Genomic DNA, 24,533 nt, shown 5'->3' on the forward strand with positions numbered 1-24,533 from the left:
AAGCTACAGTCCGTAGTAAGGCCGGTTCGACTGGATGCGGGTGCTTTCGGCGGGCGGGAAACGCGCCTCGGCCAGCAGCTTTTGCAAGGCGGCCTTGCCTTGCGCCAGCGCGCCGACGTAGTACGCGCTGACCGTGAGTTCGTCGAGCGCGCGCCAGGCATAGACCGACGCGTCGACAAACAGGGTATCGGCCGGGCAGGGCATGGCCGCGGCCTGCTGGGCGTAGAGATGCGCCTGCGCGAACTCGCCGCGCAGCCGGTGGTAGCGGGCCAGTTCGCACAGCGGTTCGGCACGCGCGGGGCGCGCCTGGTAGGCGGCGAGGTAGGCATCGCGTACGGCAGCGGGGGCGTAGGCCGGGTTTGCCGCATGCGCGGCGTCGGCGGCAAGGCGCTCTGTCAGCACGGCGATCTGGAACAGCGCGAACCAGCGCTCCTCCTCCCAGCCGCCCATGGCCACGCGCGCCTGGTATTGCTGCAGGCTGGCTTCCAGCTTGCCGGCGTCGCGGTAGCTCTGCGCCAGGTAGAAGCAGTAGCGCGCGTTGGCCGGATCGTTGCGCAGGGCGCGCTCCAGCACTTCGATGTCGCGCAGGTAGGTCTGCGGATCCCGGGCGCGGGCGCCATCGCGCGAGACCTCGATGGCAGGGCCGGGCAGGTGCTGCCAGGCGTGTGCCGGGTCCTGCGTCAGGTATTCGTGCAGCACACCCTCCCAGCGCCAGGGCTGGCCCGCCTTGACCAGGGCGTTGCGCTGGTATTGCCAGCCGCCCAGCTCGCACTGGAAGCGGTAGCCGTCGTCGGCCAGCCGGGGCCAGCGGAATCCTTCGGGCATGCGCAGGGTTTCATCGGCATCGATGAACAGTACGTAGTCTTCGGCGCCGGCCGCGCCCTCCATGCCGGCGCGCGCCAGCGCCAGGGCCTCGTTGCGGTTGTGCGCGAAATCGATCCAGGGCCGCTCATGGAGCGCGCCGGGCAGGTCCCCCATGATCTTGCGCACCAGCGCCTGGGTGCCGTCGGTGGACCCGGTGTCGACGATCGCCCAGCGGTCGATCCATGGCTTGACGGACGCGAGGCAGCGGGCGATCACCGGGGCCTCGTTCTTCACGATCATGTTCAGGCAGATGCGCGTCAATTCAGGTTTCCTGTGATCCTGGGGGGCGGGGCCACGGGCGGGATGGTCGGCCCGGCGCCGCGGCGAGCGCCAAGAATAGCGCAAAAAGATGGCAGCGCAACACGGCGCGGCAGGGCGCTTGGCGGAGCACGGCGAGGATGCCGAAATGCCGGGACATGGGGTAAGGTGTAAGCACTACCATCCGGGCCAACATCCGGGCCAACATCCGGGCCAACATCCGGGCCAACATCCGGGCCATTGTCATCGCCATGGGCTTCTTCGAATCGCTTTTCCTGCGCAAGCCGCCGCCGGATCGTTTCGCGGCGCTGTTCATTGCCGCTGCCCGGCGCCAGGGCTTTGAGGGGCGCCTCGATTTCAACGCGGACGAGTTCCGGCTGGAGCACGGGCGCAACGCTTTTTTCAACCTCCACAACGCCTACCGGGCATACTGCGAGGCGCCTGGCGCGCAGCGCGGCAAGGCGCTGCATGGCTTCGTGGCCACCTTGTGCTCCAGCGGGCAGGCCCCGCCGGCCTTGCTGTCCGAGGCCCGGCCCATGCTCCGCCCGCTGATCCGGAGCCGCTCGCTGATCGACGAGATCCGGCTGCACCACTTGCGCACGCAAGGCGATCCGTCGACCTTTGAGGTCGCCTGCCTGCCCTTCGGCGAGGATTGCGTGATCCTGCTGGCGGTGGACTATCCGGAAACCACGTCGACGCTGCTCAATGGCCCCTGCGCCTCCTGGCAGGTGACGCTTGGCCAGGCGCTGCAGATCGCGGGCGACAACCTGCGTGACCACACCGGCGAATCCTTCGTCCGGGTCGCGCAAGGCGTCTACCAGGGCGCCTGGAGCGACGGCTACGAGGCCAGCCGCGCGCTGCTGCCGGATGTGCTGGAGCGGGTACCGGTACGCGGTCGTCCGGTGTTCATGATGCCAACCCGCGAGGTGCTGCTGGTGACGGGCGACCAGGATGACGCCGGGCAGCTGCGCATGGTCGAGCTCGGCCTGCAGGCGTCCCGCCAGGGCCGCACGATCTCGCCGGCCATGTTCCGCTACCAGCCCGGGGGCGTGGCGCACGCAGTGCCCACGGGGACCGAGGTGTCGCATTTCGTTCCGGCCGGCGAGGAGGCCGCACGGCACCTCGCCCATCTGGTGCGGCTGTACCGCAAGGAAGAATACGACACGCAAAAGGCCGCCCTGGACCGCCTGAACGAGCGCGATGGCGCCGATGTCTTCCTGGCCAGTTACCTGCTTTATGGGCGGCAGGACGATCCGCTCACTTCGTTCTCGCTTACCACCTGGACCTGCGGCGTGGAGACTTCGCTGCCGCGCGCGGATCGCATCGCCCTGGTACGGCCGGACGCGGCCAATGGCGTGGGGCAGACGCGCGTGGTGGGCTGGCAGCAGGCGCTGGCCATGCTGGGTGACTTGATGGAGCCGGAGGCGCAGTATCCCGCCAGGTATCGCGTCAAGGCGTTTCCCGACGATAGCCGGCTGGCGATGCTCGATGAGATCGGTTGATGATTGCCCGCCAATGCGCCCGGCACGCAGTTAGCGCGTCTTGCGCAAAGTCAGGTTGATCCGCTCGCGGCCCACCAGCGCGTGATCGCCGTCGGCCAGCGGCGCAATGCCGTGGAACGCCAGCCTCGCCGGGCCGCCCCATACCACCACATCGCCATGCGCCAGCCGCACGCGCAGCGGTCGCTCGGCGCGGGCAAGGCCGCCGAACAGGAACACGGCCGGCAGGCCAAGCGACACCGAGACGATGGGCGCGCGCAGGTCGAGCTCATCGCGGTCCTGGTGCAGGGATAGCCGGGTGCCTGGCGCATAGCGGTTGAGCAGGCACGCGTCCGGGCGGAAATCGGCAAAGCCGGCCGCGGCGGCCGCATCGCGCGCCAGCGCCAGGAAGGCATCCGGCATGGCGGGCCAGGGCTGGCCGCTGAGGGGATCGGCCGCTTCGTAGCGGTAGCCGGTGACATCCGAAACCCAGCCAAACTGGCCGCAGTTGGTCATGGCCACCGACATGCGCTGGCCGCCCGGCGTGACAAGGTGCCGCCACGGCGCTTGCGAGGCAACGGCGCGCACATTATCCAGCAGGGTTTGTTCATGCTCCCGTGCGAAGCCGCGCAGCACCACAGCGCCGGGCACGATGGGCTCGGCGCGGGGGGCGTCCTGGGGGAGGGAATCGAACAGGTCAAAGGTCATGGCGTCTTGGCGGGCGGGGCGCGCCAGCCCTGGTGGCTGCGGCCCTGCTCTAAAACGACATGGTAAGCGCGAATGCGCTTGGCCGCGTAGCATGCCCGGGCGTGTGCGCCCGAGCCTCCATCGCGCCCGGGCGGTCAGGCGAAGGTGTCGACCTCGCCGCGTGCGAGGGTGCGTGCCACGGGGGCCACGGGGCCGGCATTGACCGGGGCTGCCGGCATGCCTGCCAGCGTGCCGAAGCCATTCTGCGCGTTGCCCGGCTGGCGTTGCTGCTGTTGGCCGTTGCCGGCCTGGCCGGCAAAGCCGTCGGCGCCCACCGAGGTCTGGCCCAGCTGGATGCCGTTGTCGGCCAGTGCGGTGCGCAGTTGCGGCAGCGCGGCTTCGACCGCGGCGCGCACGGCGGCGTGTGGCGAGACGAACTGGGCCTGGGCCTGGTCGTTGACGACGTTGAGCACGACCTTGAGCGGGCCGAGGTCGGGCGGATTGAGCTGCAGCTCGGCGGTGTGGTTGCCTTGGGTCGACAGGCGCACCATCTGCTGGCCCAGCGCTTGCGGCCACTGGCCATCACCCACGGGCGGTGCGATCGGCAGCGAGGTGGTCGGCGACAGGCCGCTGGAGGTCGGCGCCTGGCTCGGGGCCATGTTGCCGGCCGCCATCAGCGGTGTGGCGGCGGGCGTGGCTTCGGTGCTGTCCGGCTCGGCGGCGCGCATGGCCGCCGCCAGTTGCATCGGGTTGGCCGGCGCGGCGGCGGTTGCCGCGGGCGCGTTGTTCTTGCCGGCATCGCCAAGCTGCAGCGGGGCCTTGTACGGCTGGCCGAGCGAGGCGTCCTGCTGCCCGGAGGAGGCCTGGCCATTGCCGCCTTGCTGGCCGGCCATGGCGGCCTTGAGGCTGGCGGCCAGGTCCGGCGCGGCTTTGGTGGCGTCGGTGCCTGGCTTGTCCGTGGTTGCCGCCTGGGTGCCGGCCGCGGTTTGCGGCACGGCCTGCAGCGCGGCGCGCTGGGATGCGATGGTGGCCAGCGTATCGGCGGCGGCCGAGGTTGCTGGTGCGGCCGCGTTGGGCGTAGCGGCTGCGGCGCTGGCGAGCGCCGGATCCTTCATGTCCTTCAAGCCAGCTTGCGCGCCCAGGGCAGCAGTACCGGGCAGTCCGGCCGAGCCTGGCAGCGCGCCGCCTGCTGCCAGCGCGGCAGGCTGTGCTGGCTGGGCCGGTTGCGGCGCGAGCAGGGCGGCCAGCGCGGCGGCGGCAGACTGCGCGGTGGGATCCGCGGCCTGGTCCTCGGAGGTCTTGCCGTCCTTGTCCTGGCGGCGCGACGGCTTGGTGGCTATCGTGCTGGCTTGCGTGCCTTGATTGGCGGCGTTGGCGTTCTGGCCGCCGGCGTCGTTGCGTGTGGACGCGTCGGCGGTGTTGTTGTTGCTGCTTGCGTTGCCGGCGTTGCCATCGCTGCTGGTGCGCTCGTCGTTGCGGGCGCGCGCCAGCGCGTCGCCGAACCCTTGCTGCTGCGTGTCGGCACTGCTGGTGTTGCTGGTGCTGCGCGAAGAGGCGGCCGTGGCGGCATTGCTGACAATCTGGCTGATATCGATCATGTTGGGGCTCGGTCTGTCTGGGCGGCTTAGCGATGGCGGCCTGCAACTTGCAGGCGGGCGGCGCGGGCTGCGTATTCGTCGGTGTCGCGTTGCTCGCGGCGCATGCTGGCAATCTGCTCGCGCGTATCCGCGCGGGTAATGAGCGTGTCGAAGGAACTCTGGCGGCGCTTTTGCTGCTGCCAGTTGGCGCGGCCAGCGAGCAACTGGGCTTCGGCCCGGGCCAGCGCTTCGGTCTGCTGGCGGATGGCGGTATCGAGCGAGGCCAGGAACTGTGCAAAGTCCTGCCAGCGGGTGGAAGTCATGCCGTCCTGCGCGATGGCTTGCATGCGTTCGCGGTATTCCTGCCGGTACTGCGTGAGCGCGGCCAGTTGCTGCTCCGCCTGGTTGCGCAGGCCTTGCAGCCGGCCCAGCTCGCGCGCGGCGGCATCCGTATCGTTCTGGGCCAGGTCGGCCAAGGTATTCAATGCAGATGGCTTAGCCATGTTCACTCCGTTGGAAGAGACTATGCAACTGGCCGATCGAGGCGTCGTAGCCGGCGCGCTCATGGATGTCTTGCTGCAGGAAGGCCTCCATCTGCGGATGCAGGTGGATGGCCAGATCCAGCTCCGGATCGTTGCCCGGCACGTACGCGCCCACGCTGATCAGGTCGCGGTTGCGCTGGTAGCGCGACATCAATTGCTTGAAGCGCCGCACCGAGGCGAACTGCGGCGGCTCGATCAGCGCCGTCATGGCCCGGCTGATCGAGGCTTCCACATCGATGGCGGGGTAGTGGCCGGATTCCGCCAGGCTGCGCGACAGCACAATGTGGCCGTCCAGGATGGCGCGCGCGGAATCCGCGATCGGGTCCTGCTGGTCGTCGCCTTCGGTCAACACGGTGTAGAAGGCCGTGATCGATCCACCGCCTTCGGCGCCGTTGCCGGTACGCTCCACCAGCGTGGGGAGCTTGGCGAACACCGAGGGCGGATAGCCCTTGGTGGCGGGCGGCTCGCCGATGGCCAGGGCGATCTCGCGCTGGGCCATGGCGTAACGCGTGAGCGAGTCCATGATCAGCAGCACGTGGCGGCCCTGGTCGCGGAAGTACTCGGCCAGGCGCGTGGCGTAGGAGGCGCCCTGCATGCGCAGCAGCGGCGAGGTGTCGGCCGGTGCCGCCACCACCACGGAGCGCGCGCGCCCTTCCGGGCCCAGGATGTTCTCGATGAAGTCCTTCACTTCGCGGCCGCGCTCGCCGATCAGGCCGACCACGATCACTTCCGCGCTGGTATAGCGCGCCATCATGCCCAGCAACACGCTCTTGCCCACGCCGGAGCCGGCGAACAGTCCCATGCGCTGGCCGCGGCCCACGGTGAGCATGCCGTTGATGGCACGCACGCCCACGTCGAGCACAGTCTCGATGGGCGCGCGCGACAACGGGTTGATCTGCGTGCCGCCGAGCGTGACTTCCGTGGCAGCGGTGATGGGGCCCAGGCCGTCCAGCGGACGCCCGGCGGCATCGAGCACGCGCCCGAGCAGGCCTTCGCCCACCGGCAGGCGCTTCGAGCCCGGCTCGCGCGGGGCGGTGTCGCCGCTGGGCAGCGGCGTCGGCTCTAGCGGATAGACGCGCGCGCCGGGCACCAGGCCCACCACGTCGGATTGCGGCATCAGGTAGAGCCGGTCGGCGCCGAAGCCAACGACTTCTGCCTCGGCCAGGCGCGGGCCGGTGTTCTTGCCGTGCAACTGGCCACCCGGCAGCTCGATCAGGCAATCGCTGCCGACCGGCAGGCGCAGGCCTACGGCTTCCAGCACCAGGCCGGCGGCACGGGTCAGGCGGCCGCAGCTGCGCTTGCTGTCGATCTCGGCAATGCCGGCCGAGGCCGCGGTGAGCGCATTGCGCCAGCGCTGGCCATGCAGGCCGGCGGTGAAATCCGTATTCACCGAGGTATTGGCCGAGGTATCAGGCATGCGGCGGCTCCCACGGGTCGTCACGGCCGAGCGCCTTGACCACGCGGCTCCAGCGCGTGGACAGCGTGGCATCGAGCTCGCCACTGGCGGCACTCGCGACGCAGCCGCCGCGCGCGATGGCTGCGTCGGCGCGCACGCTCCAGCCGGCGGCCTGGAGCTCGCCAGTCAGGTGGGTTTCCACCAGAGTGACATCGTCGGGATTGAGCAGCAGGCAGGGCGAGCCGGACAGCGCCGGCTCGGCCGCGAGCAGTTCGCGTACCGCTGGCAGCAGCACGGCGGGATCGGCCTGCACGGCTTGCTGCACGAGCTGGCGCGCCACATCCAGCGCCAGTGAAATCAGGGTCTGGGCCACTTCTTCGTCAACGCGGCCAAGCGCGTGGCTGAAGGTGGCGGCCAGTTGCTGCAGGTGGGCGGCTTCGGTGCGTGCGCCTTCCAGGCCGCGCGCATAGCCTTCGCGGTGACCGTCGCCGTAGCCCTGGGTCTGGCCCTGGGTATAGCCCTGGGCGTAGCCTTCCTTGCGCGCGCCTTCACGCATGGCGTCGAGCGCGGCAAAGTCGATGGGGGGCGGTGCGGGCTCCAGCGGCATGAACTCCGCCGGAGCGGGTGCGGCCTTGCGCGGATCCAGCGAGACCATTTGCCAGCGCTGCCAGCCGTTTTTCTGCGGGGCGCGCCCCGCCGGCGCGGTAAAGCTCTCGAAGCCGGCCTGCCGCGGCGCGCCGCGGTTGCCCGCCGCGCGGCCGTCGCCGGCATCGCTGGCGAGATCGCCGCGAAGCTCGCCGCGACCATCGACAAAATCGCTGTCCGAGGCAAGGCCCCGGAACTGGCGCAGGGCACGTTCAGACGTAGGCATCGTCGCCACCACCGATTACAACTTCGCCGGCTTCGGCCAGGCGTCGTACCACCTGGAGGATGTTCTTCTGCTCGGCCTCGACTTGCGAGACCCGTACCGGGCCCAGCGCTTCGAGGTCTTCGCGCAGCATTTCGCCAGCGCGGGTCGACATGTTGCGGATGAACTTGTCGCGCAACTCCACCGGCGCGCCCTTGAGCGCGACGATGAGCGATTCGGTGGCCACTTCCTTGAGCACGCGCTGGATGCCGCGATCGTCGACTTCCATCAGGTTCTCGAACAGGAACATCTCGTCGATGATCTTCTGCGCGAGGTCGCCGTCGTGCAGGCGCACGCCTTCGATCACCGCTTCTTCGTGAGCCGTGCTCATCAGGTTGATGATCTCGGCCGCCGTACGCACACCGCCCATGCGGCTGCGCTTGAGGCTCTGGCCCGCGAGCAGCTTGGTCAGCACGTCGGTCAGTTCCTGCAGGGCGCCAGGCTGCACGCCGCCGAAGGTGGCGATCCGCAGGATCACGTCCTGGCGCAGGCGCTCGGTGAACATGCCGATGATCTCGGACGACTTCTGCCGGTCCAGGTGGATCAGGATGGTGGCGATGATCTGCGGGTGTTCGTCGCGGATCAGTTCTGCCACCGAAGTGGAATCCATCCAGTTCAGCGAATCGATGCCGGCGCCCGGGTCGCGGGACTCGAGGATGTCCTCGATCACCGATACCGCGCGCTCCTCGCCCAGCGCCTTGTTCAGCACGCTGCGGATGAAGGCGCTCGAATCCACGTTCAGCGCGAGATACTGCTCGGTCTCCTGGCGGAACTCGGCCAGCACGGCGGACATCTGCTCGCGTGTCACCGAGTTGAGCGTGGCCATGGCCGAGCCCAGGCTCTGCACTTCGCGGGGGCCAAGGTGCTTGAATACTTCTGCTGCGGCGTCTTCACCGAGCGACATCATCAGGATGGCGCTCTTCTGCAATCCTTCATCGGTCATCGCTAGCCATCCAGTTTTTGATCACACTAGCAACCAGGCGCGGGTCGCGCTGCGCGGCGTCACGCACCAGGGCGAGATCGCTTTCATATTTAGCGGCAAGCCGCAGGACTTCCGGATTCGCCGGCTCTTCAGGCGGCAACAAAATGGCTTCGTTGTCGGCTGACCTTTCCTGTGGCGGCGGCAGGGGCGGCGCGGTGTACTTGCGCAGCACTGGACGCGCTACCTTGAACCACACGAACAGCGCCAGCAGTGCCAGCAGCAGGTAGCCGGCGGCGGTCTTGGCCAGGGCGATCATTTCCGGCTGCTTCCACAGCGGCAGTTCCGGCTTGATGTCGTTGTCCACGGTGAACGGGCTGTTGACCACATTGAGCGAGTCGCCCCGGTCGGCCGAGAAGCCCATGGCTTCCTTGGTCAGGTTCTCGATCTGGGCGAGCTGCGCGGCGGGCAGGGCTTCAGACACCACCTTGCCGTTGGCGCGCGCCTTTTGACGGTAGTTGACCACCACGGCGACCGACAGGCGCTTCACGCCGCCCGGTGCCTGCTGCACATGGCGCACGGTACGGTCGAGCTCGTAGTTGGTGGTGGAGTCGTGGCGGTTGCTGCTCGGGCCGGTCTGGGCCGTGGCGGTGGCGCCGCCCTGGGCCTGGCCCGCGGCCTGGCCTTGCTGGCCGGGCTGCTGCCCCGGCTGGTTCGGTTGGCCCGGACGCGGCGGCTGGGCCGTGGCGATCGGTGCCGTGGCCGGTGCCGGCGGCTGGTTGGACAGCGCGCCAGGCACGCCGCCGACCGGCGCCGCGCCTTGCTGGCTCGATTCGCTCGATTGCTGGCTGCGAATGGCGGCGCGGGTCGGGTCCTGGTTCGGCTTGTAGGACTCGTCCGTGTGCTCGACGATGGAGAAGTCCACGTCGGCGGTCACCTGCGCTTTCACGTTGTCCTGCCCGAGGATCGGTGCCAGGATGGCCTCCACGCGCTGCGCGTAGTTGCGCTCCAGCGCCTGCACGTACTTGATCTGGCCGGCGTCGAGCATGCGCTCGTTGGTGCCGCTGCCGGATAGCAGGTTGCCGTGCTGGTCGACGATGGAGATGGCCTTGGGCGTGAGCTCCGGCACGCTGGACGAAACCAGGTGGCCGATCGCGGCGACCTGGCCGTCATCGATGGCGCGGCCCGGGTAGAGTTGCAGCACGATCGAGGCGGTCGGCTTCTGGCGTTCGCGCACGAACAGCGTCGGCTTGGGAATGGCCAGGTGCACGCGCGCCGACTGCACGGCGGCAATCGATTCGATGGAGCGGGCCAGCTCGCCTTCCAGGCCGCGCTGGTAGTTGACCTGTTCGGCAAACTGGCTGATGCCGAACTTCTGCGTGTCCATCAGTTCCATGCCCGTGGTGCCGCTCTTGGGCAAGCCTTGCGAAGCCAGGCGCAGCCGCGTTTCGTGGACTTTCTCGGAGGGCACCATCACCGCACCGCCGCCTTCGGCGAACTTGTACGGCACGTTCATCTGCTGCAGGGAGGCGATGACGGCACCGCCGTCGCGCTCGGACAGATTGCTGTAGAGCACCTTGTAGTCCGGCGCACGCGACCAAAGCACACCCACCGCGATGGCCGCGGCGAGCGCCGCGCCGCCCAGCATCATGGGCAGGCGCGGATTGGTCTTGAGTCGCTCGAACAGCTCGGACTTGTTCGACAGGGCTGCCACGGCGTTCATGCGCGCGCCCCCGTCACGGCCGGGCCGGCATGGGTCAGGATCGGCTGGGCCGGATGGCGGGCGCCGCTCTGGCTGCCCTGTCCACCCCGGCTGGCCTGGCTAACCCTGGCTTCGGCATGGCTAAGATCACGCTGCTGACAAAACACGCGTACTCCCCGCGATAGTTGATGAGATTCGGGTCCGGACCGGGCGCGCAAAGGTAAGCGGCATCCCAGATTCGGCACGGTATCGATGATCATCCAAGGCGGGTGCCGACAATCCGGCGAATAGGCCTCGTTTTCCACCCGAATTCCCGCAATGGCCCAGGTGACGCCACGAGTACGCTTCGGGGGCTGGCACAGGCGGCGCGCGCGGATGCGGTATTTGTGGCATGGGCGGCGCATTGCGCCAGGTTTGCCGGCAACGGCCCGGGCGAGTGCCCGGCGCAACCTTAATGACTTATTTTCGAACCGGTTTCCCCCGGGGCGGGCTTCGGCTGGCCGGGGCGGGGCGGGTTCCAAGCGGATCGCCATGACTACCATCTCTTCCATCGACGGCATGTTGCAGCAACTGCGCGGGCTGGCCCAGAGCGCCACCGGGCAGGAAAGCCAGGCTTCAGCCGTTTCCTCCGGCGGTTTTGCCGGCGAACTCCAGCGTTCGCTGGCGCGCATCAGCAACGTGCAGGAGAAGGCTTATGGGCAGGCCGAGGCGTTCGAGCTTGGCAAGCCGGGTGTGTCGCTCAACGATGTGATGATCGATATGCAGAAGGCTAATGTTTCGTTTCAGACTGGGGTGCAGGTTCGGAACCGGTTGACGGCGGCTTATCAGGAAATGATGAATATGACGGTTTGAGGGGTGGGTTTTGCTCGTGGCTGCTTTGGGGTAAGGGCAGTTGCAGCTGCTTAACCACAACTGCTTAACGTCAAAGGCAACTGCAGTTTCACCACCCCTGCGGGGCGGCGACCTACTTTCTTGTCTTGCCAAGAAAGTAGGCAAAGAAGGCGCGCCGGATGGGGCGACTACTTCCTCGGGCTTCGACGAAAAGAGCGGCCGGGACCCAAACTCGCATCGCCTTAAGGCGATACTCAGACATGGGTCCCTCTTTTCCGCTCTTTTCGCCGAATCCCGAGGCGCCCCATACGGCCTCTGAACACCTGCACGGCTCGCTTCGCATCGCGCGTGGGTGTTTCCCGCCCCTCGGGCGGGAAACACGGCTACACCGAATCGATGTTCAAAATCTCCCGCTGGTTGGCTCCCCTCTCCCACTTGTGGGAGAGGGGCCGGGGGAGAGGGCGGGCGCTTGCCATGCCGCGATGCCTTCGTTACCGCTTGCGCTCCTTGCGGCACGGGCTGGCAGGCCTCGGGAACTTACAGCCGGAAATACTCTTCCGCCGCTGGTTCGCGCACCGGCTTGCATACCAGATCCCCGGCATTTCCCGCGTACACCAGGCAATCGCCCGGCGTGTCGCGATTGATCACGCTGACGCCTTGCGCAATCACCGACCCATTGCCCACATGGCTGCGGCCGATGATGGCGGTATTGGGATACATCACCACGCCGTCGCCGATCACCGGGGCGGCGCCGTGGTTCTTGCCTACCGTGGAGTTCTGGTACAGCACGAGGTAATTGCCGTAGGTGGCTTTTGCCAGCACGATGCCGACCGAGTGCCCGATGAAAAAGACTTCCGGCATTTCGATCTCGTAGAACAGGTCGATGCCGTTGAGCGCCTTGTTCAGCAGGAACAGCCTGGTGCAGGCGCGGGCGTCGCCCTCGTTGCGCCAGATGGTGTTGGCCAGGTAGTAGAGGTACTGGCAGTACTGGCTGGAGTGCAGGTAGTTGAAGCGCCCGGGGTGCCACATGCGTACGGCGTTGATGCAGCGCTCCACCCGGGCCAGCGCTTGCGCCTGGTTGCGCATGATCAGCGGCAGCAAGGTCTCTGCCTTGCCGTCCGGCACCAGCGCCGCGACCTGCGCGCAGGTGTAGGCGGCAAGGCTCTCAGGTGTCTGGTCGATCAGTTCCATGTTCTTGCTCCTTCCAGGTGAGCGGCCAGCACCTCGCGCACGTCGCGCGGTGCTACGCCTAGCGCACGCAGGCGCGTCACGCTGCATACCGCGGCCGGTTGCGCCCGGGTGGACCTGGCCAGTTCGACTGCCCAGCCTGCGCGGTTGAACACGTCGGCCAGTTCGCCGTTGGAGACGTTGGCGCCGCTGGCCACGTTGAAGATCCCGCGCTCGCCCAGTGCCGACATGGTGGACAGGGCTTGCACGACATCGTCGAGGTGGATGTAGTCACGCACCAGGGCGGCATCGCTGTCGAGCTGGAACGCGCGCTCGGTCGATGCGCGCTGCAGCCATTCGGACAGGAAGCCAGGCGAGCCCGGCGACCAGTCGAATACGCAGGACAGCCGCGCCACGGCTGTGCGCTCCGGCGCGAGCGTGAGGCACAGGTTTTCGCCGAGTGCCTTGGACAGGTCGTAGAGATGCCGCGGGTTGGCGGGCTGCAGCGTGAGCGCGCCGGCCTCGTCGCCTACCGGCAGCGCGGAGCTGTCATACAGGCGGGTGGAGGAGAGATAGACCAGGTGGTCCCAGCGGCCCGCCTGCAGCAGCCGGGCCAGCAGGCCGACATGGGCTTCGACCGTATCGAAGGGGCGCGCGGCAAAGTCGGCGGTCAGGCCTGCGCAATAGAACACGCGGCCCAGGTCGCGCGCCAGCAGGCCGGGGTCGTCCCGGCCGGGCACATGGACCTCATGCCCGGCCTGGCGCAGCGCCTGGACCAGGCGCTGGCCGACAAAGCCGGCGCCGCCAATCACGGTACAAGGTACGGAGCCGGGCATGCCTGGCCTCACGACAGCGGGTGATGCAGCGCCGGGTCACGATGCCACAGCAGCTTGGGGCTGACGCCATGGCACACGGAGAAGTCCGCGCCTTGCAGCAGGGACGGGTCCTTGACGGCGACCATGTTGAAGCCGTGCGCCGGGCCTTCCAGGTAGACCTCGTCGACCGGGATCAGCTCGATGGGGCGGCCGGCCATGTCTACGTTGGAGTTGAAGTCGCGCACTGCGAACACGCTGTAGCCGAAGCCCTGGAGCAGTTGGATGATCTCCGCGTTCTCCAGGCCGTTGCTCCAGTCCACGTAGTGGCGGTGCACCTCGAACACGATGTTCGGGGCGTCGGGCGCCGGGCGCGACAGTTGCTCGCGCGCACCCTTGAACACGTCGAGCTCGGCGCCTTCGATGTCCAGCATGATCAGGCTGAGCTTGTCGAGCTTTTGCTGGGCGCAGTAGTCGTCGATGGTGATGGTGGCAAAGCTGTCGTCGCCGGCAGCGCCGTCGGCGCGCTCGGCGTGGGCGAAGGAGTCGTTGCCGACCAGGCGCAGCTGGGTGCTGCTGTCCGACCACAGGCCCAGGCGCCAGCTGTGGATGTTCTCCACGTGGTTGAGCTGCGCGTTGTTGCGCAGCATGCCGAGCTGGTCGGCATTGGGCTCGAACGCGTGGCAGGCGCCGCCGGCGGCCGCCAGCTGCTTGGCCATCAGGATCACCTGGTCGCCGAAGTAAGCGCCGCCGATCACCGCGTTGCCGCCGTTGCGGCACAGCTTGACCAGCAGCTTGGTGGTTTGCGGCTCCCATACGTGGTCCGGCTGCGCCGGCGTGCTCATCAGGAAATCGCGGGCGATCTTGGTGCGGTAGAGGAACTCGAACACGGTGCCATCGGCCAGCGTCTTGCGCAGGCGCGATTCGTCGTCGTACATGGCGTCGACGATGGGGCCCGTGATGTCATCGCGCACGCTGCCTTCGTAGCCGCAGAGGTCTTGCTCGATGGACTTGCACAGCGCGACCAGCCGGTCACGCGCGGCCGCGCTGGTGCCAACTTCGCGCAGGGCATTGGACAGTTTCTGCAATTGATCGGTACTCATGGCATGGCTCCGCAGTTTGGCTTGTTGGTCGGCTTTGCTGACCGGTTGGATTTGATGATTCGGCAATTCGGGCAATTCGGGCAATTCGGGCAATTCGGGCAATTCGGGCAATTCGGGCAATTCGGGCAATTCGGTAATTCGGTAATTCGATGTTTCGGAATTTTGGGTATTTCGGGTAATGCGCAATTCAGTAGGCGCTGAGCGCCGTGAGCGAAGGCAACGCCATGTCCTTGGCCGAGATCAGCCGGTTCTGGCACGGCGGCCAGGCGATGCCGATCTCCGGATCGTCCCAGCGCACGCCGCCGCTATGAGCGGGCGCGAAGGGCACGGTCATCTGGTAGAAGACCTCAGACAGATCCGTCAGGGTCTGGAAACCGTGCGCCACGCCCCTGGGGATATACAGCGCGCGCTGGTTCTGCGCCGTCAGTTCCACCGAAAACCACTGGCGGTAGCTTGGCGAGTAGGGGCGCAGGTCCAGGATCGCATCGAAGATGGCGCCGGTGGTGACGCGCACCAGCTTGTCCTCGCCGGCAGGCTCGTACTGGAGATGCATGCCACGCAGGATGCCGGCCCGGGTATTGCGCGAGATGCTCTGCTGCACAAAGCGCCCGTTCAGCCCGTGGTCCGCGAAGGCGTCCACGCAAGCCGTGCGCGCAAAGAAGCCGCGCTCGTCGGCCAGGGGCTCCGGGTCCACCAGCCATGCGCCTTCGATGGGGGTCCGCGTGAACATCATGGCAGCACCGCGGTTTCCGGAATGGCCACCACGAAGCGGCCGCCCCATTCGCGGATGCCGGCCATCTGGGCGATGACTTCGTCCTTGATGTTCCAGGGCAGGATCAGCAGGTAGTCGGGCTTGTCGCCGAAAACCTGCTCGGGCGCGACCACCGGGATGCGCGTGCCGGGCAGCAAGCGGCCCTGCTTGGTGGGATTGCGGTCGACCACGTAGTCGATGAAGTCGGTGCCGGCGCCGCAGTAGTTGAGCAGCGTATTACCCTTGGCGGCAGCGCCATACGCGGCGATGCGCTTGCCGGCATTGCGGGCTTCGATCAGGAAGGCGAGCAGGTCGCGCTTGGCCTTGCGCACGCGCTCGGCAAAGCCGGCATACAGCGCGGCCGAGCGCAGCCCGGCCACGCGCTCTTCTTCCAGCGTGGCGGCCACCGAGGGGCGGGTCGCGTGGTTGGCGTCGGCATGGCAGGCAAACACGCGCAGGCTGCCGCCATGGGTGGGCAGGTGCTCGATATCGAACACGCGCAGGCCGGCCCGGGCGAACACCGGCTCCAGCGCCGATAGCGACAGGTAAGAGTAGTGCTCGTGATAGAGCGTGTCGAACTGGTTCTGCTCGATCAGGCGCAGCAGGTGCGGAAACTCCAGCGTGATCACGCCCTGGGCTTTGAGCACCAGCGGCATGCCGCCGACGAAGTCGTTGATGTCCGGCACATGCGCCAGCACGTTGTTGCCCAGCAGCAGGTCCACTTCCCAGCCTTGCTGGCGCAACGCGTGCGCGGTGTCGCGGCCAAAAAACAGCTCGCGGCTGTCGACGCCCTTGGTGCGTGCGGCGGCGGCGGTGTTGGCGGTGGGCTCCACGCCCAGGCAGGGAATGCCGGCCTGCACGAAGTACTGCAGCAGATAGCCGTCGTTGCTGGCCAGCTCCATCACGCGGCTGTCGGCGTTCAGGCCGAGGCGGTGGGTCATGGTGCTGACATAGCGCTGCGCGTGCTCCAGCCATGACGACGAGTATGACGAGAAGTAGACGTAGTCGTCGTGAAAATGTGTCTGGGCCGGCGTGGCGTCGCGCAACTGTACGAGCCAGCAGTGCTGGCACACCATCGCGTGCAACGGGTAGAAGGTTTCCGCCAGGGCCAGGTCGTCCGCCTTGATGAACGCGTTGGAGACTGGCGACAGGCCAAGGTCCACCACGGTCTGCGTGAGCGCCTGGCCGCAGGAACGGCAGGCAGCGTCGACGGCAGCGTGGCTGGAATGGGTAGCAGGGGAGGCGTGGGCAGCGTCTGTCATACGCAGAATTGCTCGATTTGTCGTTCGGTGACGGACCGCGCCTGGGCCGGAGCTTCATGCACGGCGCGGTACCAATGGGCGGTGGCGGCAAGGGCCTGGTCGAGCGACCAGCGCGGCTCCCAGCCAAGCAGTCCTCTGGCCAGGGCCGAGTCCAGGTGAAGGTTGCGGGCTTCGTGCGGCGCGGCGCCGGCGGGATCCGGGCGATGTTCCCAGCGCAGTTCGGGCCAGTGTTGCGCCAGGCGCGCCAGCACCGCGCCCACGGCGAGGTTGTCGGCGGCTTGCGGGCCGAAGTTGAAGGCGCGCGCAAGCGCTTGCTCTGCGGCCATCAGGCGTGCGCCGAGCAGCAGGTAGCCGTGCAGGGCTTCCAGCACATGCTGCCAGGGCCGCGTGGCCTGCGGGTTGCGGATTTCGAGCACCGCGCCGGCGGCGGCCGCACGTGCGGCATCGGGCACCAGGCGATTGTCGGACCAGTCGCCGCCGCCAATCACATTGCCGGCGCGTGCGGTGGCGACCAGCACGCCGCGCTCGGCCAGGAAGGCATTGCGATAGCTGGCGGCAACCAGCTCGGCCGCGGCCTTGCTGGCGCTGTACGGGTCATGCCCGCCGAGCGGATCGGTCTCGCGGTAGCCCCAGAACCATTCCTTGTTGTCGTAGCACTTGTCGGTGGTGATGACCACCACGGCACGTACCGAAGGGCAGTGGCGCACTGCCTCGAGCAGGTTGACCGTGCCCATGACGTTGGTGGCCCAGTTGGCCACCGGGTCGCGATAGCCGGCCCCGACCAGCGGCTGCGCCGCCAGGTGAAAGACGATCTCCGGCTGCGCTGCCTGCATGGCGGCAGCCAGCGTGCTCGCATCGCGGATGTCAGCCAGGTGGTGGGCTTGCAGCGTGCTCTGGACGTCCGCCGCGGTAAACAGGCCGGCCGGCGACTCGGGCGCCAGCGCATAGCCTGTCACCCGCGCGCCGAGGCGCGCCAGCCATAGCGCGAGCCATGCGCCCTTGAAGCCGGTGTGGCCGGTCACGAAGACCGGGCGGCCGGTGTAGCCGTCTAACATGCGGGTCACCATGTCTTCCAAGGTGCCGCGCCGGATTGCCACAACTGCTCCAGCATGTTCTTCTCGCGCAGGGTGTCCATCGGCTGCCAGAAGCCCTGGTGCTCGAACGCCAGCAAGTGCCCGCGCGTGGCAAGCTCTTCCATGGGGGCCTGCTCCCAACTGGTCTTGTCGTCGGCGATCAGGTCGAGCACTTCGGGCTGCAGCACGAAGAAGCCGCCATTGATCCAGGCGCCGTCGCCGCGCGGCTTTTCCGCGAAGCCGGCCACCATGCCTTCGCTGGTACGCTCGAGCGCGCCGTAGCGTCCCGGCGGCTGCACGGCCGCTACCGTGGCCCAGCGGCCGTGGTTGCGGTGAAAGGCGATCTCGGCGGTGAGGTCGATGTCGGACACGCCGTCGCCATAGGTAAAGCAGAACGGCTCGCCGGGCGTGAGGTACTCGCGCACGCGCCGCAGGCGCCCGCCGGTCTGCGATTCCTCGCCGGTATCCACCAGTGTCACGCGCCACGGCTCGGCCTTGCGGCAGTGCACGTCCATGCGGTTTTCCGACATGTCGAAGGTCACATCCGACATATGCAGGAAGTAGTTGGCGAAGTATTCCTTGATGACGTAGCCCTTGTAGCCCAGGCAGATGACGAAATCATTGATGCCGTGCGCGGCGTACATCTTCATGATGTGCCACAGGATCGGCTTGCCGCCCACTTCAATCATGGGCTTGGGACGCAGGTGGGATTCTTCGGAGATGCGGGTACCCAGCCCGCCCGCCAGGATGACGGCTTTCATGCTGCTTCCTCCAGCACCTGGATGCCCAGGATTTCGTAGGTCGAAGGTTTGCCCTGGCTATCGATCAGGGCCAGGTCGAGGCCGAACTGCTGCTGCAGGATATCGGCCACGGGACTCGTGTCATGACCGCCTTCGCGCATCCGCACGCTGAGCAGGCGGTAGAGCGGCAGGTGGTACGGGCGCAGGTTGACGGCTTCCATCAGTAGTTCGAGCGCGCGGTCGTAGCGGCCCTCGCGCTGGGCCATCTCACCCAGCGCGAAGGCGATCAGCCAGTGCTTGCTCCACTTGGCCGACATGTTTTCCAGCAGGCTGTTGAGCTCGATATGGCGTCCTTCCTGCAGAAGCAGCCCGATGGTCAGCACCAGTTCTTCCATCGAATGCCAGGCGCCATTGCAGAACACGCCGTCCTGCGTACGCGGCTTGAGGTGGCTCACATCCCGGTGCTGGCTGATCAGTTGCGCTGCCTGGTCTTCGAACCAGCGCGTAAACCCGGCCACGTCGGCGATGGCGCTTTTCTCGAAGCGGTGCCGCAGGGAGAGTCGCAGCGCGTTGAGCTGCTCCACGTCCGCGGCAAGCTGCGCGGCCATCTCGACGTAGGCCTCCTCCGTTTCGCAGACCAGGCCGCCCAGGCCTACGGCGTGCAGGAAGGGCGCGGAGACGCGGGTGTGGAATGCCGGGCCGGCCAGCGAGACCACGGGCACGCCCATCCAGAGCGTGTCGCAGGTCGTGGTGCCGCCGGTGACCGGCGAGGTATCCAGTGCGATATCGATATCGTGGTAGGTCAGGTACTGGTTCTTGCCTTCCCGGAGGATGCAGGCGACGCGCTCGGTGTCGATGCCGGCTTGCTGCATGCGCTCCAGCAGGGGCACCTTCACTTCATCCGTATCGAGCCCTGCTGCCTCGACCAGCAGCCGGCTGCCAGGGCAGCGCGTCAGTACGGCGCTCCACATCCGCAGGGTCCGGTCGGTCAGCTTGCCGATGTTGTTGCAAGAGCCGAAGGTAATGAAGCCATTGCGCAACGCCGGCGTTTCCCTGACCTGGTATTCGGCCTGATAGACCGTCAGCGGATTGCCGACCAGCGGGTGGTAGACGGCAAACGGGCCGGGCGCGCGCAGCAGGTTCTCGGTGTAGTTGGGCTCCGCCCCGGCCGGATCCCCGATCCAGTCGGTCACGCGATGCTGGATTGCCGGCATGCCGGTGCTGCCGGGATAGCCAAGCCAGGTGAGTTGCACCGGAGCCAGGCCGTGGACCATGTAGTGCAGCGGAGAGGTGCCCGTATATCCGCCAAGGTCAATCAGCACATCGATGTTTTCCTCGCGGATCAGCTTGACGACTTCACCATCCGGCTTATTGGCCAGGTTGACGAAGCGGTCGCAGTAGATGGATATCTTGTGCGTGACGTTGTCGTGATAGGCGTGCAGGCCGAGCGCCACCACTTCGAATCTGGCCCGGTCGAGGTTGGCGATCAGCGGGATCAGGAAATAGGCGCAGGCGTGCCTGTACAAGTCGTTCGACAGGATGCCGATGCGGATCCTGTCCGAGCGCGGGCGGGGCTGCACGGCCAGTTTCGGCAGCCGCTCGCGCGCCAGCATTTGCGCATACCTGGAGGCTTCGGTCAGCAGATCCTGCGCGCCCGTCTTCTCGCCGAACAAGAGCATGAACAACAGGTTCGAGCGGATGTTCTTGTTGGTCGGCGCGATTGCCGCGGCGCGTTGCAATACCCGGATTGCATCCTCGGCAAATCCGGTATTTTTCAGGTCATTGGCATAGTTTGCCAGGATCGCCGGATGATCCGGAGCGATCTCGATGGCCTTGAGCGATGCTTGCTTGGCTTCGGCATGCATGCCCAGCTTGTTCAGCACGATGGCGTAGTTCGCCCAGCCTTCAAGGCACCGCGGGTGGGATGCCACGCAGTCTCGCAGCATGGTCCTGGCGTCCTCCAGCTTGCCCATCGCCGCAAGGATGCGCGCGCACATGGATGCGATCTCAGGCTGGCCGGGATGCGCGGCCAGTCCTTCCTGGGCGAAACGGTACGCGTCGTCGAGCCGATGCAGTTCCAGCGAGGAAAAAGCCGCCCAGTAATAGGGCTTGGCCATATGCGGGGCGAGCTTCCTGGCCTTCTCCGCATGGACGATGGCTTCCTCGAAGTGGCCAGAGAAATGACTGGCTTCAGCCTTCTTGTTATGCTGGTCCGCTTTGGCGTTGAATGCGAAGTTCTTCATATGGTAAGGATGGATTTGCCAGGCCGGCAGGCCGTTGCAGGGCAACACCCAGCCGCAACGGCGCCGGGCGGATGAGCCCGGGGGCGGTCCGCACCCCGGGCGAGCGGTAGCTCATGCATGTGCCGGCTCGGCTTGCATTGGCTGGCTGACGTCGATGCCGAGGACTTCCAGCACCGTTGGCGCACCCTGCTGTTCGACGAGTGCCAGCGGCACCCCGAGTTGCTGCAGCATGAATTCGCCAAGCGAGCCCTTGTCGTACTGGTACTCGTCGAGCCGCGCGCTAAGCAGGCGGTACAGCGGCAGGTGATAGGGCCGCAGGCCAACGCTCTCCATCAGATAATCGACCGCGGTGTCGTGCTGCCCGGCGCGATGTTCGATCTCGGCGAGTGCGTAGGGAACGATCCAGTGCCTGGGCCACTTCGCCGAGAAGTTCTCGAGCAGCGCCCGCAGTTCCACGTAGCGGCCCGCCTCCAGCAGTCCAGCGACGGCAATCACGATTTCCGCCATGGTGTGCCAGGTGCCGGAGAAGTACACGCCGTCGTGCGGGCCGGCCGTGCTGTCGACCGGGCGGTGCGGCTTGAGCGCTTCGGTGAGCTGGTCTTCCATCCAGCGCGCGAAGGCGGCGCTGTCGGCCAGGGGACTCTGCTCGAAACGCTGCCGCAGCGACAGGCGCAAGGCGTTGAGCTGGTTTGCGTCAGCGGCCAGTTGCGCGGCCATGTCGACGTACGCTTCGTCGCTGTGGCAGATCAGGCCATCCAGGCCGAGCGCATGCAGGAAGCTGGCAGACATCCGCGAGTGGAAGGCCGACCCTGCCAGCGTGATCACCGGCACCCCCATCCACAAGGCGTCGCAGGTGGTGGTGCCGCCGGTCAGCGGCGCGGTGTCCAGCATGATGTCGATGTCGTGATAGGTCAGGTACTGATTCGTCGCCAGCCGGGGGATGCAGGCGACCCGGGCCGGATCGATGCCGGCCAGGGCCAGGCGCGCCAGCAGGGGGCCGCTGACGGCGTCGTTGTCGAGGTCGCGCGCTTCGATCAGCAGGCGGCTGTCCGGGCAGCGGGCCAGAACCGCGCTCCACAGGGCCACGGTCTGCTCGGTGATCTTGCCCAGGTTGTTGCAGGAGCCGAAGGTGATCGCACCGGTGCGCAGCGCCGGCGTCTCCTGGACCCTGTACTTCGGGCCATACGCATTGAGCGGGCTGTGCACCAGCGGCGCATACGTGCAGAAGACGGTGGGCGCCCTGAGCAGGGTTTCAGTGTAGTGGGGCTCGAAGCCCTCCGGGTCGCAGGTCGCGTCGCTGATGCGGTACTGGATGGACTTCAGGCCGGTGCTGCCAGGATAGCCAAGCCAGGTCATCTGCACCGGCGCCAGCTCGTGCACCATGTATGGCAGCGGCGAATTGCCGGTATGGCCGCCGAGATCCATCACGACGTCGAGTTGCGCGTCGCGGATGGTCTGCACGATGTCGGTGGTGCTTCTTCCCGCCAGCTCGATGAACTCGTTGGCGTGCAGGCGGATCTTGTCCGTGACGTGGTCGCTCAGCGGGTTGAGCGAGAGCGCCACCACTTCCACCCGGGAGCGGTCCAGATGTGCCATCAGCGGCAGGATGAAGTAGGCGCAAGCGTGGCGCAGCAGGTCGTTCGAGAACAGGCCCAGGCGGATCGGACCGCTGGTGCGCCGCGGCGCAATGTCGTTGCGCGGCAAGCGCGGGCCGTCCAGCAGCAGCGTTTCGTAGGTTCTGGCTTCACGCAGCAGGTCCAGCGCCGTGGTTTCCTGGGCGAACAACATCGCGAACAGCAGGTTGGCCCGGATGGCGAGGCTGCGCGGTGCCAGCTTTACCGCCTTGCGCAGCGCCGGCATGGCCTCCACCATTTCGCCTGTCTCCTTCAGGGCCAGGGCGTAGTTGCAGGCTGCGGTGGCTTCGTTGGGGTCGATCGCCAGTGCCTTGCTGGCGGCTTCCTTGGCCGCCGCGGGTTCGCGCAACTCCAGCAGCAGGGCGGCGTAGTGCACCCACGCGCTCAGCGAGCCGGGAGCGGCGCCGACGCAGCGCTGCAGCAGTTGCCTGGCTTGCTCGTGCTCGCCGTTGCGCAGCAGGACGAAACCGCCAAGAGACATCAGCTCGATGTCGTCGGGGAAATGCTGCAGCCCGTCGCGCAGGATCTCGCCGGCCCTCTTCGTATCCTGCAGGGCCAGCCAGGCTGCCATCTGCCAGTAAGACGCGTCGGCCCGCTTGCCGAGGATCTGCTCCGCCTTTTCGGCTTCCCTGAGTACAGCGCGGTACTGGCCGGCCTGGTAGGCTGCGCGAGCCTTCTCGATCTGGCGGGGAGACTTGCTAGCGTTGGTAGGTTTCATCGGTTGGGCCCGTCTTGGCGGGCTGGTACAGGCAATGCGCTTATTGGCGACGCCGCCGCGTACCGGGAAAGGCGGTGTCGCGGCGGCATCGCCAGGCTGTTCCGGCCCCTGAAAGTTATCAGGACGACAGGCGCGGGGAGGCCGGAATACAAGCCAAAAAAGAGGCCAATTCCGGAGGCGAGGCAGCAGTGAGGTGAATGCGGCGCTTTCGGGTGGGGGGCGGCTGCCGCCGGGGACTCAGCGAGGGCTGAACGTATTCGACGCCGGCGCGGAACCGGCTTGTGCCTCGCCCTTTTCGAGCTGGTACAGCCAGGCCAGCAATTCGGCCACGGCCACGTACAACTGCTCCGGGATGCGCGAGTCCAGGTCGACCTGCATGAGCAGGGTCACCAGCGCGGGGGAATTGTGGACATAGACGCCGCTATCGCGGGCGCGGGCGATGATGGCGTCGGCCACGTCGCCATAGCCCTTGGCGACCACGCGGGGGCTTTGGTCGCGTGTTTCGTCGTAGCTCAGCGCCACTGCGGTGCCGCGCGCGTTGTCGTCAGGCTGTCTCACTGCCCGGTGCTCCCGGCCGGTCGGAAGATGCCATCCACCGCCAACGCAGTGAGATCGAGGCCGGTCGCGGCGAGGCGATCCTGGAGCTGCGCGCGCGCTCCGGCCAGGAGGTTGACCGAGGCGGGCGCCGCCAGGCGTGCTTCGATGCTGTTGCCGGTCAGCCTGATTCTGGCCTCCACGGTGCCGAGGTTGGGGAACTCGAGGACCAGCCGGGTCGACCAGACGCCGTCGCCAATGGCATCCGGCTCGCCCTGCCCGCGCGCGGGGGTGTCATCTTGCTCACGCGTGATCTGCCATTGCATCGGCGTACCCGGCCACGCTTCGCCCATCCAGCGCAATTGCTGGGTTGCCAGGGTGTCGAGCTGCTGGCGCACCAAGGTGGTGGCATCGGGGTGCACGGCGGGGCCGGTGGCGCTGGCGGCTTGCAACGGGTCGGCGGCTGGCTTGCTTGCGCCGAAGATGTCGTCCGCCGAGAGATGCACCGTACGCGGCGCTGGCGTGGCTGAAGCTGCCTGGTAGGCCTGGGTTGCCTGCTGGGCGAGATGTGCGGAGGGCGTGGACGGATTCGCGGCAGGCGCCGCGGCCGTGGAGGCGGCGCTGGGGGCGGGCGCTGAATAGGTGCTCGCGGCCTTCTGCGCTTGTGCCGGTGTGTCGGCGCCGGGACCTTCCGCGGGAAGGGGAAGGCTGCCCGACTCCGCCGCGACAGCGACAGCGGCGGCTGCCTTTGCCGCCGCCTGGGCAACAGCCTGTGCCGGGGCAGGCGCTGCCGGCTGATACGTCAACTGCAATACCGGGTGCGTGGCATCCGTGGTGGCCGGCGCAGCGGGCGGGCGCCCCAGCAAGGCCTGTGGCTCGCGCATCAGGCTGTCGAGCGGGCGCGTGCCGTTCAGCCATTGGCCCAGATGCGACTCATAGAACAGGCCGCTCTGCCCAACCTGGCGGGCCAGCGCGCTTGCCAGAGAGCTGGCCTGGCCGCTGCCCGGCGGTGTGGCCACGATGGGCGCCGCGCTGCGCAGCGGCGCGGCGTCGGTGCCGTCCAGGATATCGAGGATGACGCGTGCCGCCGTGCTGAACGACTCGCGCGCCGAAGTAGTTGCCGCGCCTTCGGGCGCAGGCGGCATGCCGGTGCCGACCGTTCCCGCACGGCCTTGCTGCACGGTGTTGCCGCCCTCGGCAGCCCCCACCATGTCGGTGACGGTGCCAACCGGCTGCAAGGCTGCCAGCTTGGCTACGGTAAGGGCGGACTTGAGCGCCTGCGGATCCGTGCGCAGGGCAAGCGATACATCTGCCGGAAGGTTGATGCCGATCATG

At 67.4% G+C, this 24,533-nt stretch carries 21 protein-coding genes; 2 read left to right on the plus strand and 19 right to left on the minus strand.

All coding sequences use genetic code 11. The features are described 5' to 3' along the window. Positions 1–3: 3 nt before the first annotated feature. Positions 4–1,125, minus strand: coding sequence for a tetratricopeptide repeat-containing glycosyltransferase (locus tag RR42_RS23525; protein ID WP_043353465.1), 1,122 nt, complete (start codon positions 1,123–1,125; stop codon positions 4–6). A 248-nt stretch (positions 1,126–1,373) separates the two neighbouring features. Between RR42_RS23525 and RR42_RS23535 the strand changes: the two genes are divergently transcribed. After that, positions 1,374–2,624, plus strand: coding sequence for a hypothetical protein (locus RR42_RS23535; protein WP_052494890.1), 1,251 nt, complete (start codon positions 1,374–1,376; stop codon positions 2,622–2,624). 30 nt (positions 2,625–2,654) lie between these two features. Here RR42_RS23535 and alkB read toward each other — a convergent pair whose 3' ends face one another. The 7 genes from alkB to fliF all read right to left on the minus strand — a co-directional run bounded on the left by alkB (position 2,655) and on the right by fliF (position 10,351). Next, a complete protein-coding gene (gene alkB / locus RR42_RS23540) occupies positions 2,655–3,308 on the minus strand; it encodes a DNA oxidative demethylase AlkB (protein ID WP_043353468.1) in 654 nt (217 codons plus the stop codon). A 134-nt stretch (positions 3,309–3,442) separates the two neighbouring features. After that, entirely contained in the window at positions 3,443–4,885 is a 1,443-nt protein-coding gene (locus tag RR42_RS23545; RefSeq protein WP_043353470.1) for a flagellar hook-length control protein FliK, read from the minus strand. A gap of 26 nt (positions 4,886–4,911) precedes the next feature. Continuing rightward, positions 4,912–5,367, minus strand: a complete 456-nt coding sequence (gene fliJ / locus RR42_RS23550) for a flagellar export protein FliJ (protein ID WP_043353472.1) — start codon at positions 5,365–5,367, stop codon at positions 4,912–4,914. After that, positions 5,360–6,823, minus strand: a complete 1,464-nt coding sequence (gene fliI / locus RR42_RS23555) for a flagellar protein export ATPase FliI (RefSeq protein WP_043353475.1) — start codon at positions 6,821–6,823, stop codon at positions 5,360–5,362. Before fliI ends, fliJ begins: the two co-directional genes overlap by 8 nt. Then, on the minus strand, positions 6,816–7,673 hold the full coding sequence (gene fliH / locus RR42_RS23560; protein WP_043353477.1) for a flagellar assembly protein FliH: 858 nt from the start codon (positions 7,671–7,673) through the stop codon (positions 6,816–6,818). Before fliH ends, fliI begins: the two co-directional genes overlap by 8 nt. After that, positions 7,660–8,652, minus strand: coding sequence for a flagellar motor switch protein FliG (fliG, locus tag RR42_RS23565; protein ID WP_043353479.1), 993 nt, complete (start codon positions 8,650–8,652; stop codon positions 7,660–7,662). The genes fliH and fliG overlap by 14 nt, the downstream gene beginning before the upstream one ends. Continuing rightward, positions 8,642–10,351 (minus strand): flagellar basal-body MS-ring/collar protein FliF, encoded by a 1,710-nt coding sequence (gene fliF, locus RR42_RS23570; RefSeq protein ID WP_043353482.1) that lies wholly within the window; start codon positions 10,349–10,351, stop codon positions 8,642–8,644. Before fliF ends, fliG begins: the two co-directional genes overlap by 11 nt. Positions 10,352–10,861: 510 nt before the next feature. Here fliF and fliE point away from each other — a divergent pair. Further along, positions 10,862–11,182, plus strand: a complete 321-nt coding sequence (fliE, locus tag RR42_RS23575) for a flagellar hook-basal body complex protein FliE (protein ID WP_043353483.1) — start codon at positions 10,862–10,864, stop codon at positions 11,180–11,182. A gap of 516 nt (positions 11,183–11,698) precedes the next feature. On the opposite strand, the gene RR42_RS23580 is transcribed toward fliE, so the two are convergent. The 11 genes from RR42_RS23580 to RR42_RS23630 all read right to left on the minus strand — a co-directional run bounded on the left by RR42_RS23580 (position 11,699) and on the right by RR42_RS23630 (position 24,532). After that, on the minus strand, positions 11,699–12,352 hold the full coding sequence (locus tag RR42_RS23580) for a hypothetical protein (protein ID WP_043353484.1): 654 nt from the start codon (positions 12,350–12,352) through the stop codon (positions 11,699–11,701). Then, the gene (locus tag RR42_RS23585) at positions 12,343–13,164 is read right to left on the minus strand and encodes an NAD-dependent epimerase/dehydratase family protein (protein ID WP_063778454.1); all 822 of its coding nucleotides are present in this window, start codon (positions 13,162–13,164) and stop codon (positions 12,343–12,345) included. The genes RR42_RS23580 and RR42_RS23585 overlap by 10 nt, the downstream gene beginning before the upstream one ends. 8 nt (positions 13,165–13,172) lie before the next feature. Continuing rightward, on the minus strand, positions 13,173–14,243 hold the full coding sequence (locus RR42_RS23590) for an FkbM family methyltransferase (protein ID WP_043357716.1): 1,071 nt from the start codon (positions 14,241–14,243) through the stop codon (positions 13,173–13,175). A gap of 187 nt (positions 14,244–14,430) precedes the next feature. After that, a complete protein-coding gene (gene rfbC / locus RR42_RS23595; protein WP_043353486.1) occupies positions 14,431–14,976 on the minus strand; it encodes a dTDP-4-dehydrorhamnose 3,5-epimerase in 546 nt (181 codons plus the stop codon). After that, positions 14,973–16,256 carry a class I SAM-dependent methyltransferase gene (locus RR42_RS23600; RefSeq protein WP_043353488.1) on the minus strand — a complete coding sequence of 428 codons (1,284 nt, stop codon included), beginning with the start codon at positions 16,254–16,256 and terminating at the stop codon, positions 14,973–14,975. Before RR42_RS23600 ends, rfbC begins: the two co-directional genes overlap by 4 nt. Next, positions 16,253–17,311, minus strand: coding sequence for a CDP-glucose 4,6-dehydratase (gene rfbG / locus RR42_RS23605; protein ID WP_043357717.1), 1,059 nt, complete (start codon positions 17,309–17,311; stop codon positions 16,253–16,255). Before rfbG ends, RR42_RS23600 begins: the two co-directional genes overlap by 4 nt. Before the next feature lie 5 nt (positions 17,312–17,316). Next, positions 17,317–18,090, minus strand: coding sequence for a glucose-1-phosphate cytidylyltransferase (gene rfbF / locus RR42_RS23610; RefSeq protein ID WP_043353489.1), 774 nt, complete (start codon positions 18,088–18,090; stop codon positions 17,317–17,319). Continuing rightward, positions 18,087–20,312, minus strand: coding sequence for a tetratricopeptide repeat protein (locus RR42_RS23615; RefSeq protein WP_043353492.1), 2,226 nt, complete (start codon positions 20,310–20,312; stop codon positions 18,087–18,089). Before RR42_RS23615 ends, rfbF begins: the two co-directional genes overlap by 4 nt. A 111-nt stretch (positions 20,313–20,423) precedes the next feature. Beyond that, a complete protein-coding gene (locus RR42_RS23620) occupies positions 20,424–22,664 on the minus strand; it encodes a tetratricopeptide repeat protein (RefSeq protein WP_043353494.1) in 2,241 nt (746 codons plus the stop codon). A gap of 237 nt (positions 22,665–22,901) precedes the next feature. Next, positions 22,902–23,222, minus strand: coding sequence for an EscU/YscU/HrcU family type III secretion system export apparatus switch protein (locus RR42_RS23625; protein WP_043353495.1), 321 nt, complete (start codon positions 23,220–23,222; stop codon positions 22,902–22,904). After that, the gene (locus RR42_RS23630) at positions 23,219–24,532 is read right to left on the minus strand and encodes a flagellar hook-length control protein FliK (RefSeq protein WP_052494892.1); all 1,314 of its coding nucleotides are present in this window, start codon (positions 24,530–24,532) and stop codon (positions 23,219–23,221) included. Before RR42_RS23630 ends, RR42_RS23625 begins: the two co-directional genes overlap by 4 nt. Between the last annotated feature and the right edge of the window lies 1 nt (position 24,533).

It is taken from the genome of Cupriavidus basilensis (assembly GCF_000832305.1).
GTDB classification, from domain to species: domain Bacteria; phylum Pseudomonadota; class Gammaproteobacteria; order Burkholderiales; family Burkholderiaceae; genus Cupriavidus; species Cupriavidus basilensis_F.